This window comes from Streptomyces sp. NPDC004838, from assembly GCF_053600955.1.
Genome location: NZ_JBSGAW010000012.1, coordinates 186,160 through 199,112 on the forward strand (window position 1 = coordinate 186,160; position 12,953 = coordinate 199,112).

The window sequence follows — 12,953 nt, forward strand, 5'->3', positions numbered from 1 at the left end:
AAAGCCCGACGCCCGCAGCCGAGCCGCCCACCACCGCCATCGCGACCCCCACGACGGGTACCGCGCCGGGGGCCGCCCGTGAGAGCGCGGTGACGCCGCCCACGGCGACGGCCGGGGAACCGGCCGGGCTCCGGGTCACGTGGGTGCAGCCGGAGGATCTGATCGGTCATGAGCTGCGTCAGGCCGAGGAGGACGGCCGGGACGCGACCGCCGTCGCCAGGGCATGGCGGACGGCGGGCGGCTCCCCCGCTCCCCCGGCAGCGGGCTCGTCGCCCACCCCCGTGTCCCGGCGGCTGCGCACTCTCGCGACCCGCCTCCTCGACGAACTCGCCGCTCTGTCCAGTCCTCTGACGGCCCGTGAGCCGACGGAACTCCACTCGATCCGAACGGCCTGCCCGGGTTGGCCGACCGCTGTACGGTCCGAGGCCCCGCAGCGCCGCCCCGCACCGGACCACCACGGCGGCTCGCAGATCCCCCGGCCTACGCTCACGCCCGCCGCGAACCCGCCGGGCGGGGGACCGGATGCCGGCGCCCGGCCCGAAGGGTGCAGCTCTGAGCCTTGGCCGGCTCCCGCGGGCTTAAGCCGGAACGGGCCACGCGAGGACCGGACGGCAGGACCCCGTTCCGACGGACACGAAACGACCGGACACGAAACGACCGGACACGAAACGGCCGGACACGAAACGGCCGGACACGGGACCACCGCACGCAGGGTGACCGGAAACGAGACGACCGGGAACGAGACCACCGGACACCGGGCGACCGGGAACGGGACCACCGGACACGGGTACCGCGATGCCCTGCACGCCGCCTGGCTCGGCCGGGCGGCGGGCTGTCTGCTCGGCAAACCCGTCGAGAAGCTGCCCCTCCACGCCATTCGCGCCATCGGCCGTGCGACCGGCAACTGGCCGTTGCACACCTGGTTCACCGCCAGAGGTCTGCCCGCGGATCTCGCCCGCGCCCACCCCTGGAACCGACGTTCCGCGCCCACGTCGCTCGCCGAGAACATCGACGGGATGCCGGAGGACGACGACCTCAACTACCCGCTCCTGAACCTGCTGCTGATCCAGCGTTACGGACGGGACTTCCGCACCGAGGACGTCGGGCGGCTCTGGCTGGACGTGCTTCCGGCCGGGCGGACGTTCACCGCCGAGCGGATCGCCTACCGCAATCTGCTCTCCGGGGTCGAACCCCCTGACACGGCGAGCCACCACAACCCCTTCCGGGAGTGGATCGGGGCCGCCATCCGCGCGGATACGCACGGCTGGACCCACCCCGGCGATCCGGGCGCGGCAGCGGCCCAGGCGTACCGGGACGCGTCCCTCACCCACACCGCGAACGGCGTGTACAGCGCGATGTTCATCGCCGCGTCGATCGCCGCCGCGGCCGGCGGAGCCCATGACGTCCATCAGGCGCTCGCCGTCGGCCTCACGGTCGTGCCGCCCGGCTCCCGGCTCGCCGAGGCCGTCCGCTCCGGCATCGACGCGGCCCGCGCCGAACCGGACTTCGACACCGTGGTCGACCGCCTCCACACCTCCTACGGCCGGTACCACTGGGTCCACGCCGTCCCCAACGCCGCTCTGCTCGCCGCCGCCCTCACCCACGCCGACGGCGACTTCACCGGCTCCATCTGCCGGGCCGTATCAGGCGGTTGGGACACCGACTCCAACGGCGCGACGGCGGGTTCGATCGCGGGACTTCTCGCCGGTCGCCCCGAACGGCTGCCCGACCGGTGGACCGCCCCGCTCCGGAACCGACTCGCCACATCCGTCGCCGGCTTCGACGGCATCGGCTTCGACGCCCTCGCCCACCTCACCCACCAGGAGGCCCTGCGCCCATGACCGGCATCGTGGTGCTCGGCAGCACCAATATGGACCTCGTCACGTATGTCGCCCACGCGCCCAAACGCGGAGAGACCGTCACCGGACGGGAGTTCACGACGATCCCCGGCGGCAAGGGAGCCAACCAGGCCGTCGCCGCCGCCCGCGCGGGCGGAGACGTCGCGATGATCGGAGCGGTCGGATCGGACGACTTCGGCCCACGGCTTCGGCGGACCCTGGCCGCCTCCGGCGTCGACACCGACCTGCTGCGCACGGCGGAAGGCCCCTCCGGTCTCGCGACCGTCGTCGTCGAGGACGACGGCGGCAACGCGATCGTCGTCATCCCCGGCGCCAACGGCACCGTCACCGCCCTCACCCCCGGCGACGAAACCCTCATCGCCACCGCCGACACACTCCTCCTCCAGCTCGAACTCCCCCTCAGCGCCGTACTCGACGGAGCCGAGGCCGCGCGCCGCCACGGCGTACGGACCGTACTGACCCCCGCGCCCGCCCAGCCGCTGCCCCCCGGACTGCTCGCCGTCACCGATCTGCTGGTGCCCAACGAGCACGAGGCCACCACGCTGACCGGTATCGCCGACCCCCTTGCGGCCGCCGAGGCGCTGCTGCGACAGGTCCCCGAGGTCGTGATCACGCTCGGCGCGGCGGGCTGTCTCCACGCGAGCCGGGACACCGCCCCCCTCACGGTCCCCGCCCGCGTGGTGAACGCCGTCGACACCACCGCCGCAGGTGACACCTTCGTCGGCGCCCTCGCGGTCGCGCTCGGCGAGGGCAAGCCCGTCGAACAGGCCCTGCGCTGGGCCTCGTCGGCCGCCGCCCTGTGCGTCCAGCGCACGGGCGCGTCCACCTCCATGCCGTGCCGCCCGGAGATCGACTCGGAGAACGACAGCACCTCATGACACAGACACCGCCCACAACCGCCGTGCGCGCCACCCCCCTTCAGGGTCTTCGCGTACTGGACCTGGCCACTCTCTTCGCTGGCCCCCTCGCCGCCACGATGCTCGGCGACTTCGGTGCCGAGGTCGTCAAGGTCGAACACCCCGACCGCCCCGACCCGTCACGGGGACACGGTCCCGCCAAGGACGGCGTCGGCCTCTGGTGGAAACTGCTCGGCCGCAACAAACGCACCATCACCCTCGACCTCTCCGCCCCCGGCGGCCGTGACACCCTGCTCCGGCTGGCCGCCACCGCCGATGTGGTCGTCGAGAACTTCCGGCCGGGCACCCTGGAGAGATGGGGCCTCGGCTGGGCGGAGCTGAGCGCCGCCAACCCCCGTCTCGTCCTGGCCCGGGTCACCGGCTTCGGCCAGTTCGGCCCGTACTCCCACCGGCCCGGCTTCGGCACCCTCGCCGAGGCGATGAGCGGTTTCGCCGCCATCACCGGCGAGCCCGACGGCCCGCCCACGCTCCCTCCCTTCGGACTCGCCGACTCGATCGCCGCCCTCGCCACCTCCTACGCCGTCATGACCGCGCTCGCCGCCCGCACCGCCACGGGCCGCGGCCAGGTCGTCGACATGGCGATCATCGAACCCATCCTCACCGTGCTCGGTCCGCAGCCGATCTGGTACGACCAGCTCGGCCATGTCCAGCCGCGGACCGGCAACCGCTCCGGCAACAACGCCCCGCGCAACACCTACCGCACCGCCGACGGCCGCTGGGTGGCCGTCTCCACCTCGGCCCAGTCCATCGCCGAACGCGTCATGCGTCTCGTCGGCCGCCCCGACCTCATCGACGCTCCGTGGTTCTCCAGCGGAACCGGCCGGGCCGAGCACGCGGACGAACTCGACGAGGCGGTCGGCGGCTGGATCGCCGGACGAACCCGCGACGAGGCCATGTCCGCCTTCGAGAAGGCCGAGGCCGCGATCGCGCCGATCCACGACATCCGTGACGTCATGGACGATCCCCAGTACCGGGCGCTGAACACCATCACCGCGGTCCCGGACCCCGAACTCGGCACCATCCGTATGCAGAACGTCCTCTTCCGCCTCTCCGAGACCCCCGGCGCCATCCGCTGGGCGGGCCGCCCCCACGGCGCGGACACCGAGGAGGTCCTCACCGAACTCGGCCTGACCGAAGCCGATATCACCGCACTGCGCGCCCAGGGCGCCCTATGACCACCATCCCCCTCACCTATCTGTACGCACCCGGAGACCGCCCCGAAGTCGTGCTCAAGGCCCTCGCCTCCGGTGCCGACGTGGTGATCGTCGACCTGGAGGACGCGGTCGCCCCCGAACGCAAGAAGTACGCCCTCGCCGCCACGGCCGAACTCCTCACCTCCCCCCAGCCCCTTCCCGTGCATGTCCGCATCAACTCCCACCGTTCCCCCGAGGAGACCGAGACCCTGACCGGGCTCCCCGGCCTCTGTGCTCTCCGTGTTCCCAAGGTCGCACACAGCACTGACATTCACCGGATCGCGGCCCTCGCGCCCGGCGTTCCGCTCTACGCGCTACTGGAGTCGGCGCTCGCGATCGAGCACGCGTACGCCATCGCCACCGCCCATCCGGCCGTCCACGGCATCGCGCTCGGGGAGGCCGATCTCCGCGCCGACCTCGGGGTACGGGACGGCTCCTCCCTCGACTGGCCGCGCACCCGGATCGTCATCGCCGCCCGCGCCGCGGGCCTGAGACCCCCGTCCCAGTCCGTGTTCCCCGACATCAGGGACCTGGACGCCCTCTACGCCTCCTGCACCCATGGCCGCGCCCTCGGCTTCCTGGGCCGTGCGGCCATCCACCCCCGGCAGCTCCCCGTCATCGAACGGGCCTTCCGCCCCACCCCCGAGGAGATCGACGCGGCGGTACGGGTCGTGAAGGCGGCGGCCACGGACGGGGGCGCGCTGGCGCTGCCGGACGGCCGGTTCGTCGACGCGGCGATCGTGGCGGCGGCCGAGCGGACCCTCGCGATCGCGCGCCGGGAGAGCCCCTGACCCGTACATCTGCATCAGCGCCCGCACGTGCGCCCTCACGCCCTCACAGACGCCGTGAGGCCGCCGGGAACCCCTGAGAGTTCCCGGCGGCCTCACGCCGGACGTCTCGCCGCGCGCGGCGCTGTCCGTCGTATGCTGCCCGGCCCGCGCCGCGCCGTCCGTGCGGTCAGTTCCCCGTGTCCGCTTCCGCCACGGAGGCGGTGGAGCCCTTGGAGCCGGCCGGCCCGCCCTTGTCATCGGACGCGGATGCGGACGCGGGAGTGGATGCGGATGCAGGCGTGGATGCGGGCGTCGACTTCGCCAAGGACGGCTTCCCGCCCTCGGCCGCGCCCTCGGCGCTGTCGCTGCCGTCCGTGCCATCGGCGGGCTGAGCACCGTCGACGCCGCGGGCGTCCTGCCTGTCGGGCTCCACGATCTCCTCGCGCCCCGGCCGGATCCGCGCCGAGATCACGATGTACGCCACAGCCAGGGTGAAGACGATGATCGCGGTCCAGACGTTCAGCCGCAGCCCCAGAACCTCGTGCGCCTCGTCGACCCGCAGATACTCGATCCAGGCGCGGCCCGCGCAGTACCCCGCGACATAGAGGGCGAACGCCCGGCCATGGCCCAGCTTGAAGCGGCGGTCGGCCCAGATGACCAGCAAGGCCACACCGACGCACCACAGCGACTCGTAGAGGAACGTCGGGTGGTAGAGCCCCGCCTCACGGTTCGCGCCCGCGGAGATCTCGAGCGCCCACGGCAGATCCGTCGGCTTTCCGTACAGCTCCTGGTTGAACCAGTTGCCCCAGCGGCCGATCGCCTGTGCCAGGGCGATGCCCGGTGCGAGGGCGTCCGCCCAGGCCGGCAGCGGGATCCCACGGCGGCGGCAGCCGATCCACGCGCCCACCGCGCCCAGCGCGATCGCACCCCAGATACCGAGGCCGCCCTCCCAGATCTTGAAGGCGTCGACCCAGTCCTTACCGTCGCTGAAGTACAGCTGGTAATCGGTGATCACATGGTAGAGCCGCCCGCCGACCAGGCCGAAGGGCACGGCCCAGACCGCGATGTCCGCCACGGTACCGGCTTTGCCGCCCCGGGCGATCCAGCGCTTGTTGCCGTACCAGACGGCCACGAAGACACCGATGATGATGCAGAACGCGTAGCCGCGCAGCGGAAGCGGTCCGATGTGGATCGCGCCGGACGACGGGCTGGGAATGTAGGCAAGTTCCATGGCAGACCCGACGCTACCTTGCTTAGCAGTGGACTCGGCAAGTGCCCCGGCAACGTCTGCATAACGAGGGCGGCCCCGGAGCCAAGGGGGCTCCGGGGCCGTGGCGCGTCGGAAAACGCCGGGAAATGCCTGGTGAGGGCCCTCAGGAGGCCGCCGGGCTCGGGCGCTGGGTCCCCGGCTTCTTCCCCTTGTTCGCTTCTGCGACCCACTTCTTGAGATTCTCCGGGGAAATCTGCTTGCCGCCCTTGTCCGGGAAGATCGACTCACCGTTGAGGAGCACGGTCGGGGTCCCGCGGAAGCCGCCGTTCTGGAACGCCGTGTTCGACTTGTTGACCCAGGAGTCGTGCTTGCCGTCCTCCACACAGCTGCGGAATCCGGCCGTGTCGAGACCGCCGACCTTGCCCGCCAGCTCGATCAGCCTGCCGTTGTCCGCGAAGGCGTCGTCGGACTCCGGCGGCTGGTTCCGGTAGAGCACATCGTGGTACGGGGCGAACTTGCCGGCGTCCTGGGAGCAGGCCACGGCGTTGGCGGCGCGCAGGGAGCCGGTGCCGCCCATGTTCCCGTCGATGATGGTGGCGAAGTGGTACTCGACCTTGAGCTGCCCGGACTTCTCCAGCTCGTGGATGGTGTCCCGCATCACATTCTCGAACTGGGCGCAGACCGGGCAGCGGAAGTCCTCCCACACCGTGAGCGTGGACGGGGCGTCGCTGGCGCCCACCGGGATGGCGAGCTGCTCCTTGCCCTCGGCGCCCGAGGGCGCGAGCAGCGGTCCGGCCACGGAGCCGCTGTCCTTCTCCTTGTCGGCACTCGCCGCGAGGACGCCGACGACCGCCGCGAGGCCGAGGACCGCGACCACCGCGGCGGACACGATCACCAGGCGACGTCGCCTCTCGCGCGACTTCTCCAGCCGTCGCTCCCGCTGGATCCGCTCTCGCGCTGTCCGATTCCGTTCATGATTCTTCTCGCTCACAACCCGCAAACGAACCGGGGAGGCGCGTACGCGCCTCCCCGGTACCCGATCCACCCATACGAGCGATTCGTACGAGCAATGCGCACGAGCGACTCCACGTACGGACGGCCCCCGTGCGGTGACCGGGGAGGCCGGCCGGGGAGGCCCGGCCGGTGAACCCCTCCGGCCGCCGTGTTACCCGCCGGTGCGGCCCATGCGCACGCCTCCGGCGAGGTCCGCGGCCAGGGTGCGCACGGCCGCGATGCCCGCTTCGGCGTCCGGTGCGTCGAGGAGGCGCTTGACGAACGCGGATCCGACGATGACTCCGTCGGCGAAGGCTGCGACCTCTGCGGCCTGCCCGGCGGTGGAGACGCCGAGGCCGACGCAGACCGGAAGATCGGTGGTGGCGCGGGTGCGCTCCACGAGGTCCTCGGCCTGTGCGCCCACCGACTCGCGGGTGCCGGTGACGCCCATCAGCGAGGCCGCGTACACGAAGCCGGAACCGGCTTCGGTGATCCGGGCGATCCTGGCGTCCTTGCTGCTCGGGGCGACGACGAAGACGGTGGCGAGACCGTGCTTCTCGGCGTGTTCCCGCCATACGCCGGACTCCTCGACCGGGAGGTCGGGCAGGATGCAGCCCGCGCCGCCCGCCTCGGCGAGTTCGGCGGTGAAGCGGGCGATGCCGTACCGGTCGATCGGGTTCCAGTACGTCATCACCAGGATGGGCTTGCCGGTGGCGGCATGGGCCTCGCGGACCGTGCGCATCACATCGGCGATCCTGACGCCGCCGCGGAGGGCGATGTCGTCGGCGGTCTGGATGACCGGGCCGTCGAGGACGGGGTCGCTGTGCGGCAGCCCGACCTCGACGATGTCCGCGCCGCCGTCGATGACGGCCTTGACCGCCTCGATGCCGCCGTCCACGGTCGGGAAGCCGGCCGGGAGGTAGGCGATGAGCGCGGCCCGGTTCTCGGCCTTGGCCCGTGCGAGGGTGTCGCTCAGCAGGGTCACGTTTCCGCTCACTTCGCGGCCTCCTCTGCGGTTCCGTCGTACAGCCCGAAGAAACGGGCGGCCGTGTCCATGTCCTTGTCGCCCCGGCCGGACAGATTGACGAGGAGCAGCCCGCCCTCGCCCAGTTCGCGGCCGACGTCCAGCGCTCCGGCGAGCGCGTGCGCGGACTCGATCGCCGGGATGATGCCCTCGGTGCGCGACAGCAACCGCAGCGCCTCCATCGCCTCGTCGTCGGTGATCGCGCGGTACTCGCCCCGGCCGCTGTCCTTGAGATACGAGTGCTCGGGGCCGATGCCCGGATAGTCGAGGCCGGCCGAGATCGAGTACGGCTCGGTGATCTGGCCCTCGTCGTCCTGGAGGACGTACGACCGCGATCCGTGCAGGATGCCGGGCTCGCCCGCGGTGAGGGTGGCCGCGTGCTCGCCGGAGTCGAGGCCGTGTCCGCCGGGCTCGCAGCCGATGAGCCGTACGTCCGCGTCCGGGATGAACGCGTGGAAGAGCCCGATCGCGTTGGAGCCGCCGCCGACGCAGGCGATGGCCGCGTCGGGGAGCCGGCCCGCCCGCTGGAGGATCTGGCGGCGGGCCTCCACGCCGATGACCCGGTGGAAGTCGCGCACCATCGCCGGGAAGGGGTGGGGGCCCGCGACCGTACCGAACAGATAGTGCGTCCGGTCGACGTTGGCGACCCAGTCGCGGAACGCCTCGTTGATGGCGTCCTTCAGTGTCCGGCTGCCGGACTTCACCGGGACGACCTCGGCGCCGAGCATCCGCATCCGGGCGACGTTCAGCGCCTGGCGGCGGGTGTCGATCTCGCCCATGTAGATAGTGCATTCCAGGCCGAAGAGCGCACAGGCGGTCGCGGTGGCGACGCCGTGCTGGCCGGCCCCGGTCTCGGCGATGACGCGTGTCTTGCCCATGCGCTTGGTGAGCAGCGCCTGGCCCAGCACATTGTTGATCTTGTGCGAACCGGTGTGGTTCAGGTCCTCCCGCTTCAGGAAGACCCTCGCTCCACCCGCGTGCTCGGCGAAGCGCGGAACCTCGGTGAGGGCGCTCGGGCGGCCGGTGTAGTTGACCAGGAGGTCGTCCAGCTCTGCCGCGAAGGCGGGGTCCGCCTTCGCCTTGTCGTACTCGACGGCGACCTCGTCCACCGCGGCGACGAGCGCCTCGGGAATGAACTTGCCGCCGAAGGCGCCGAAGTATCCAGCGGCGCTGGGAACCTGACCCTCCGGGTCCGGAATGAAGAAGTCCGAAGACATCGACGTACTCCTCAGAAGGGGCTGACGCCCCTGAAGTCTGGTGTGCAAAGGACACGGTATGCGCGCGCCCGCGCCGCCGCGGTCTCGCCGTACGGTCTCGTCCGCGCGGGCCGGACCGTACGGACGCCCCACACGGTGTGGGGCTGCCGTCGGTGCCTCGCCTGCCCGTGGCGCGACAGGCGGTGGCCCGTGCGGGAGCGTTCCGGGCAGCCGCCCGGAGCGTGCCGACGGGAACGCGTCCGGCGATCGGCGCGCGGCTGCCTGCCCGGGACGATCGTGACCGCTCGGCCGTGAGTCCGCCGTACGGTGGCCGCCTCCGCGGACCTCGAGGCGCGAGGAGGGGAGAACCGGTTCAGCGGGGCGCGTGCACTCCGCGCCATCGCATGCCGTTGACCTGGCCGGGCTCCGAGCCGATGACGTACCGCACCCTCCGCCCGTGCACCCGTCGCGCCGGGGCGCGGCAGCCGCGAGGGCGGCAGCCGCGGGCGAGGCGGGCGTACGCGTCACCGGGGGCGGGACGCGCGGGGCGGAGGGCGGCGGCGGGCATGGGAGGCGTCAGCTCCGGCCGTGGCGCAGTGCGGGGTGCGCGCCCGCCGCGACCAGGTCGGCGACGGCCGACTTGGGGTCACGGCCGGTGACGAGGGACTCGCCGACGAGTACCGCGTCGGCTCCCGCGTTGGCGTAGGCGATCAGATCGTGCGGTCCGCGTACCCCGGACTCGGCGATCTTGACGATATGCGCCGGAATCTCGGGGGCGACCCGCTCGAAGGTGCCACGGTCGACCTGGAGCGTCTTCAGGTTGCGGGCGTTGACGCCGATGACCTTCGCTCCGGCGGCCACCGCGCGCTCGACCTCGTCCTCGTCGTGCGCCTCGACGAGCGGGGTGAGCCCGATCGACTCGGCGCGCTCGATCAGGGAGACCAGGGCCTCCTGCTCCAGCGCGGCGACGATCAGGAGCGCCAGGTCGGCTCCGTACGCACGGGCCTCCCACAGCTGGTAGGCGGTGACGATGAAGTCCTTGCGGAGCACGGGGATGTCGACCCGTGCCCGGACGGCTTCGAGGTCCGCCAACGAGCCGCCGAAGCGGCGCTGTTCGGTCAGGACGGAGATGACGGCCGCGCCGCCCGCCTCGTAGTCCGCGGCCAGGGCGGCCGGGTCGGCGATCGCGGCGAGCGCGCCCTTCGACGGGCTGGAGCGCTTGACCTCGCAGATCACCTGGACGCCTTCGCCGCGCAGAGCCGCGGCGCCGTCCTTGGCCACGGGGGCGCGGGCCGCGCGTTCCTTGAGCTCGTCGAGGCTGACGCGCGTCTGCCGCTCTGCGAGGTCGGCGCGTACGCCTTCGATGATCTCGTCGAGCACACTCACGCGAGCGGCCCCCTTCCGGGACGTTGATGGTCAAGGATCAGCCATGTCGATGGTATCCGCAGGACGGCTCGGGCCTCACATCCGGCCGGTGGCTGTCCCACTGGCTGGGACCCGGAGCAGGTCGCCGCGGGTCCCGAGGAGCCGGTCACGGGGCAAGCGCGGAGCCGAAAGGCAGGTTCCGCACCACGCTGAAGATCAGTACGGCCGCGCCGATCGACCACCACCAGACGGGGGCGACGGAGATCCGCCAGCTCGCCGCGGGCCTCCCCCGAACGACGCGAATCAGCCAAAGTGTCCAGAGGACGGCGAAGACGCCGTAGCCGATGACGGCGACGGCGTTCGCGCCGAAAGCGGTGGCCAGGTCGCCGTGGATGAAGGCGTGCGCGCTGCGCAGCCCGCCGCATCCCGGACAGAACACGCCGGTGTAGCGCAGCAGGGGGCAGGCGGGGTAGTGGCCGGGCTCGTTGGGGTCGATGGCGCCGACGTACGCGAAGGCCGCGGCGACCCCGGCCATGGTGGCGAGCGGTGCCACGAGCCGGCGCGCGAGGGACTGGGGCCGCGACGGGGGCGTCGGCGCTCCCACGGCGGGTACGGGAGCGGCCCAGCGGGCGGAGTGCCCGGTTCCGGGGGGCGGGGCGGAGGTCGGGCCGGCGGGCCATGAGGCGGGTTCCGGGGCGGCTCCGGGGGCGGTGCCGGGCACCGGCCCATGGGCGGACGGTCCGGGAACGGCCGCGGAGGCGGGGCCGAGAGCGGGGCCGGATTCGGGGCCGGGGGCAAGCCCGGCCGGGGATCCTGACGAGGGTTCGGGAAGAGCGGCTCTGGCGGCTTCGGGAGCGGTCCCGCCCAGGGCGGTCCCGGCGGAGGAGGCCCCGACGGGGGCCTCCTGGCCCGGTCCGGGCACGGGTGTGACGGAGGAAGAAGTCATGGCGTCCACTCCGTGATTCTCTCCACGGTGACGGAAAGGCGCAGCCCGGCGGCTGCCGGTCTGCGCCCTGCGTAGCGTGGCCGGGGTCGGCCGGGGGCCCGGTGAGGGCCCGTGGGTCAGGAGGAGGACGAGGAGAACACTGCCCCCGTCGGACGCGTGCGGGCGATCTGCGTCGCCCTCTCGCGGGCCTGGATCCGGACCGCGGACTCCTTCGGCGCACCCATGCCGGCCGACTTCATCGCGAGGCCGACGCCGCCGCCGACGAACACGATGGCGATGCCGCCCCAGAAGCCGAGCGGGTTGGCGGCGACCATGAAGACGCCGGCGACGCAGAAGCCGATGAAGGAGATGGTGACACCGGCCCAGGCAGCCGGTGTGTGTCCGTGGGCGGTGCCCGACATGAATCGCTCCTCGTTGCTGTGACGCTTTGATGAGCGCGGCGGAACGCCTGCGCCCGATGCGAGCCGGAGGCTCGTCGTTCATTGTCCCGTACGCCGTGAACCGATCTGAGGCCGGGGTGATGAGACGGAGATCACACCCGCCGTCGGGCAGCCGCGCGCCGTGAAACGCCGGGGCGGCGGGCCGCTGAGGACAAGGTCACAGCCGGTTCGGGAAGAAGCCCGCCGGACGGGAGGGCGCATGTCCGCTCCCGTGGGCCGCGGGCCCGCGGCCGGGTCCGGAACGGCCTGTCCACCGCCCGTCCCCGCCTGTCCGGCCCGTCCACCGTCCGTCCCGCCTGTCCACCGTCCGTCCGGCCGGGGCTCCGGTCCGTTTCCGTCGGGCTCGGCCCCGTTCCGGACCGGTCGGCCCCGATCGGCCGCTACTGCCGGTCGGTCGGGTCCTCGCCGCGGTCCAGCGCCTTCCACAGGTCCTCGGGCCGGTCCGGGTCCACGGTCGGCGCCTTGCGGGAGCGGGGGCTGCCGTCGCGCTCGTACCGGCCCGACATGGTCGGCCAGAGCCGGCCGTATCTCAGGGCCAGCAGCCCCGCGAGGAGGATCAGCACACCGGCGGCCATGGTCACATAGGGCCAGGCGGTGTGCGTGAGCCCGTCGATCGTGGCGGCGGCGTCGCCGGTGGTCTCGGCCGCCTTCTCGTCGAGCGCGTCCGCGTCGGAGGCCCCGAGGAAGGAGGCGAGGGCCGCGCCCGCGCCGCTGAGGGCGAGCAGCGCCGATACGAGGAACCTGCCCGCGCGGCGTACGGCGAAGACGGCGACCAGCGCGGCGAGGCCCACGATGGCGAGGGCGGTCGGCACACCGGTCACATCGCCGCCGTCGGCGTCCAGCGGCAGGGTGCCGCCGCCGACGTCAGCCGTGCCCTCGGCCCAGATCTGGCCGGAGGCGAGCAGTACGACGGTCGCGCCGACGGCGCCGAGGAGCAGGGCCGCGGCGAGGCTGCGGCGGCCGCGGTCGGCGGCGATGGAAGCGGCGGATCCGGCGCGGGGCTGGGGTACGGGGACTGCGCTCACATACCCCACTATCCC

Annotated in this window: 12 protein-coding genes and 1 pseudogene; 4 read left to right on the plus strand and 9 right to left on the minus strand. The window is 72.7% G+C overall.

Annotation, left to right across the window (positions count from 1 at the left end; translation table 11 throughout):
- Positions 1 to 281: 281 nt before the first annotated feature.
- From ACWEFL_RS16510 to ACWEFL_RS16525, 4 genes are read left to right on the plus strand one after another with little or no spacing between them, the layout of a single operon-like run.
- The gene (locus tag ACWEFL_RS16510) at positions 282 to 1,841 is read left to right on the plus strand and encodes an ADP-ribosylglycohydrolase family protein (protein ID WP_451712634.1); all 1,560 of its coding nucleotides are present in this window, start codon (positions 282 to 284) and stop codon (positions 1,839 to 1,841) included.
- Positions 1,838 to 2,737 carry a ribokinase gene (gene rbsK / locus ACWEFL_RS16515; RefSeq protein WP_451712535.1) on the plus strand — a complete coding sequence of 300 codons (900 nt, stop codon included), beginning with the start codon at positions 1,838 to 1,840 and terminating at the stop codon, positions 2,735 to 2,737. Before ACWEFL_RS16510 ends, rbsK begins: the two co-directional genes overlap by 4 nt.
- The gene (locus tag ACWEFL_RS16520) at positions 2,734 to 3,951 is read left to right on the plus strand and encodes a CaiB/BaiF CoA transferase family protein (protein WP_451712538.1); all 1,218 of its coding nucleotides are present in this window, start codon (positions 2,734 to 2,736) and stop codon (positions 3,949 to 3,951) included. Before rbsK ends, ACWEFL_RS16520 begins: the two co-directional genes overlap by 4 nt.
- Positions 3,948 to 4,760 (plus strand): HpcH/HpaI aldolase/citrate lyase family protein, encoded by an 813-nt coding sequence (locus tag ACWEFL_RS16525; protein WP_451712541.1) that lies wholly within the window; start codon positions 3,948 to 3,950, stop codon positions 4,758 to 4,760. Before ACWEFL_RS16520 ends, ACWEFL_RS16525 begins: the two co-directional genes overlap by 4 nt.
- A 316-nt stretch (positions 4,761 to 5,076) precedes the next feature.
- Here the strand turns inward: ACWEFL_RS16525 and lgt are convergent.
- The 9 genes and pseudogenes from lgt to ACWEFL_RS16570 all read right to left on the minus strand — a co-directional run.
- Positions 5,077 to 5,970 (minus strand): annotated as a pseudogene (gene lgt, locus ACWEFL_RS16530) (prolipoprotein diacylglyceryl transferase); the annotation flags it as partial.
- A 142-nt stretch (positions 5,971 to 6,112) separates the two neighbouring features.
- On the minus strand, positions 6,113 to 6,940 hold the full coding sequence (locus tag ACWEFL_RS16535; RefSeq protein ID WP_451712544.1) for a DsbA family protein: 828 nt from the start codon (positions 6,938 to 6,940) through the stop codon (positions 6,113 to 6,115).
- Positions 6,941 to 7,114: 174 nt separating this feature from the next.
- Positions 7,115 to 7,939, minus strand: coding sequence for a tryptophan synthase subunit alpha (gene trpA, locus ACWEFL_RS16540; protein ID WP_451712547.1), 825 nt, complete (start codon positions 7,937 to 7,939; stop codon positions 7,115 to 7,117).
- Complete coding sequence (gene trpB, locus ACWEFL_RS16545; RefSeq protein ID WP_451712550.1) at positions 7,936 to 9,183, minus strand: tryptophan synthase subunit beta; 1,248 nt, start codon at positions 9,181 to 9,183, stop codon at positions 7,936 to 7,938. The genes trpA and trpB overlap by 4 nt, the downstream gene beginning before the upstream one ends.
- A 352-nt stretch (positions 9,184 to 9,535) precedes the next feature.
- On the minus strand, positions 9,536 to 9,730 hold the full coding sequence (trpM, locus tag ACWEFL_RS16550; protein WP_451712551.1) for a tryptophan biosynthesis modulator TrpM: 195 nt from the start codon (positions 9,728 to 9,730) through the stop codon (positions 9,536 to 9,538).
- Between the two features lie 8 nt (positions 9,731 to 9,738).
- Positions 9,739 to 10,548 carry an indole-3-glycerol phosphate synthase TrpC gene (gene trpC, locus ACWEFL_RS16555; RefSeq protein WP_451712553.1) on the minus strand — a complete coding sequence of 270 codons (810 nt, stop codon included), beginning with the start codon at positions 10,546 to 10,548 and terminating at the stop codon, positions 9,739 to 9,741.
- Between the two features lie 145 nt (positions 10,549 to 10,693).
- Positions 10,694 to 11,473, minus strand: a complete 780-nt coding sequence (locus ACWEFL_RS16560) for a DUF2752 domain-containing protein (RefSeq protein WP_451712556.1) — start codon at positions 11,471 to 11,473, stop codon at positions 10,694 to 10,696.
- Positions 11,474 to 11,589: 116 nt separating this feature from the next.
- Positions 11,590 to 11,874: an HGxxPAAW family protein gene (locus tag ACWEFL_RS16565; RefSeq protein WP_451712559.1), complete on the minus strand. Its 285-nt coding sequence runs from the start codon at positions 11,872 to 11,874 to the stop codon at positions 11,590 to 11,592.
- Positions 11,875 to 12,293: 419 nt separating this feature from the next.
- On the minus strand, positions 12,294 to 12,947 hold the full coding sequence (locus ACWEFL_RS16570; protein WP_451712562.1) for a TIGR02234 family membrane protein: 654 nt from the start codon (positions 12,945 to 12,947) through the stop codon (positions 12,294 to 12,296).
- Positions 12,948 to 12,953: the final 6 nt, after the last annotated feature.

Excerpts from the sequence above, each read along its gene's own strand:
- ACWEFL_RS16565 (WP_451712559.1), bottom strand. The coding sequence starts at position 11,874 with ATGTCGGGCACCGCCCACGGACACACACCGGCTGCCTGGGCCGGTGTC.
- rbsK (WP_451712535.1), top strand. The coding sequence starts at position 1,838 with ATGACCGGCATCGTGGTGCTCGGCAGCACCAATATGGACCTCGTCACG.
- trpB (WP_451712550.1), bottom strand. The coding sequence starts at position 9,183 with ATGTCTTCGGACTTCTTCATTCCGGACCCGGAGGGTCAGGTTCCCAGC.
- ACWEFL_RS16520 (WP_451712538.1), top strand. The coding sequence starts at position 2,734 with ATGACACAGACACCGCCCACAACCGCCGTGCGCGCCACCCCCCTTCAG.
- trpM (WP_451712551.1), bottom strand. The coding sequence starts at position 9,730 with ATGCCCGCCGCCGCCCTCCGCCCCGCGCGTCCCGCCCCCGGTGACGCG.
- ACWEFL_RS16560 (WP_451712556.1), bottom strand. The coding sequence starts at position 11,473 with ATGACTTCTTCCTCCGTCACACCCGTGCCCGGACCGGGCCAGGAGGCC.
- ACWEFL_RS16525 (WP_451712541.1), top strand. The coding sequence starts at position 3,948 with ATGACCACCATCCCCCTCACCTATCTGTACGCACCCGGAGACCGCCCC.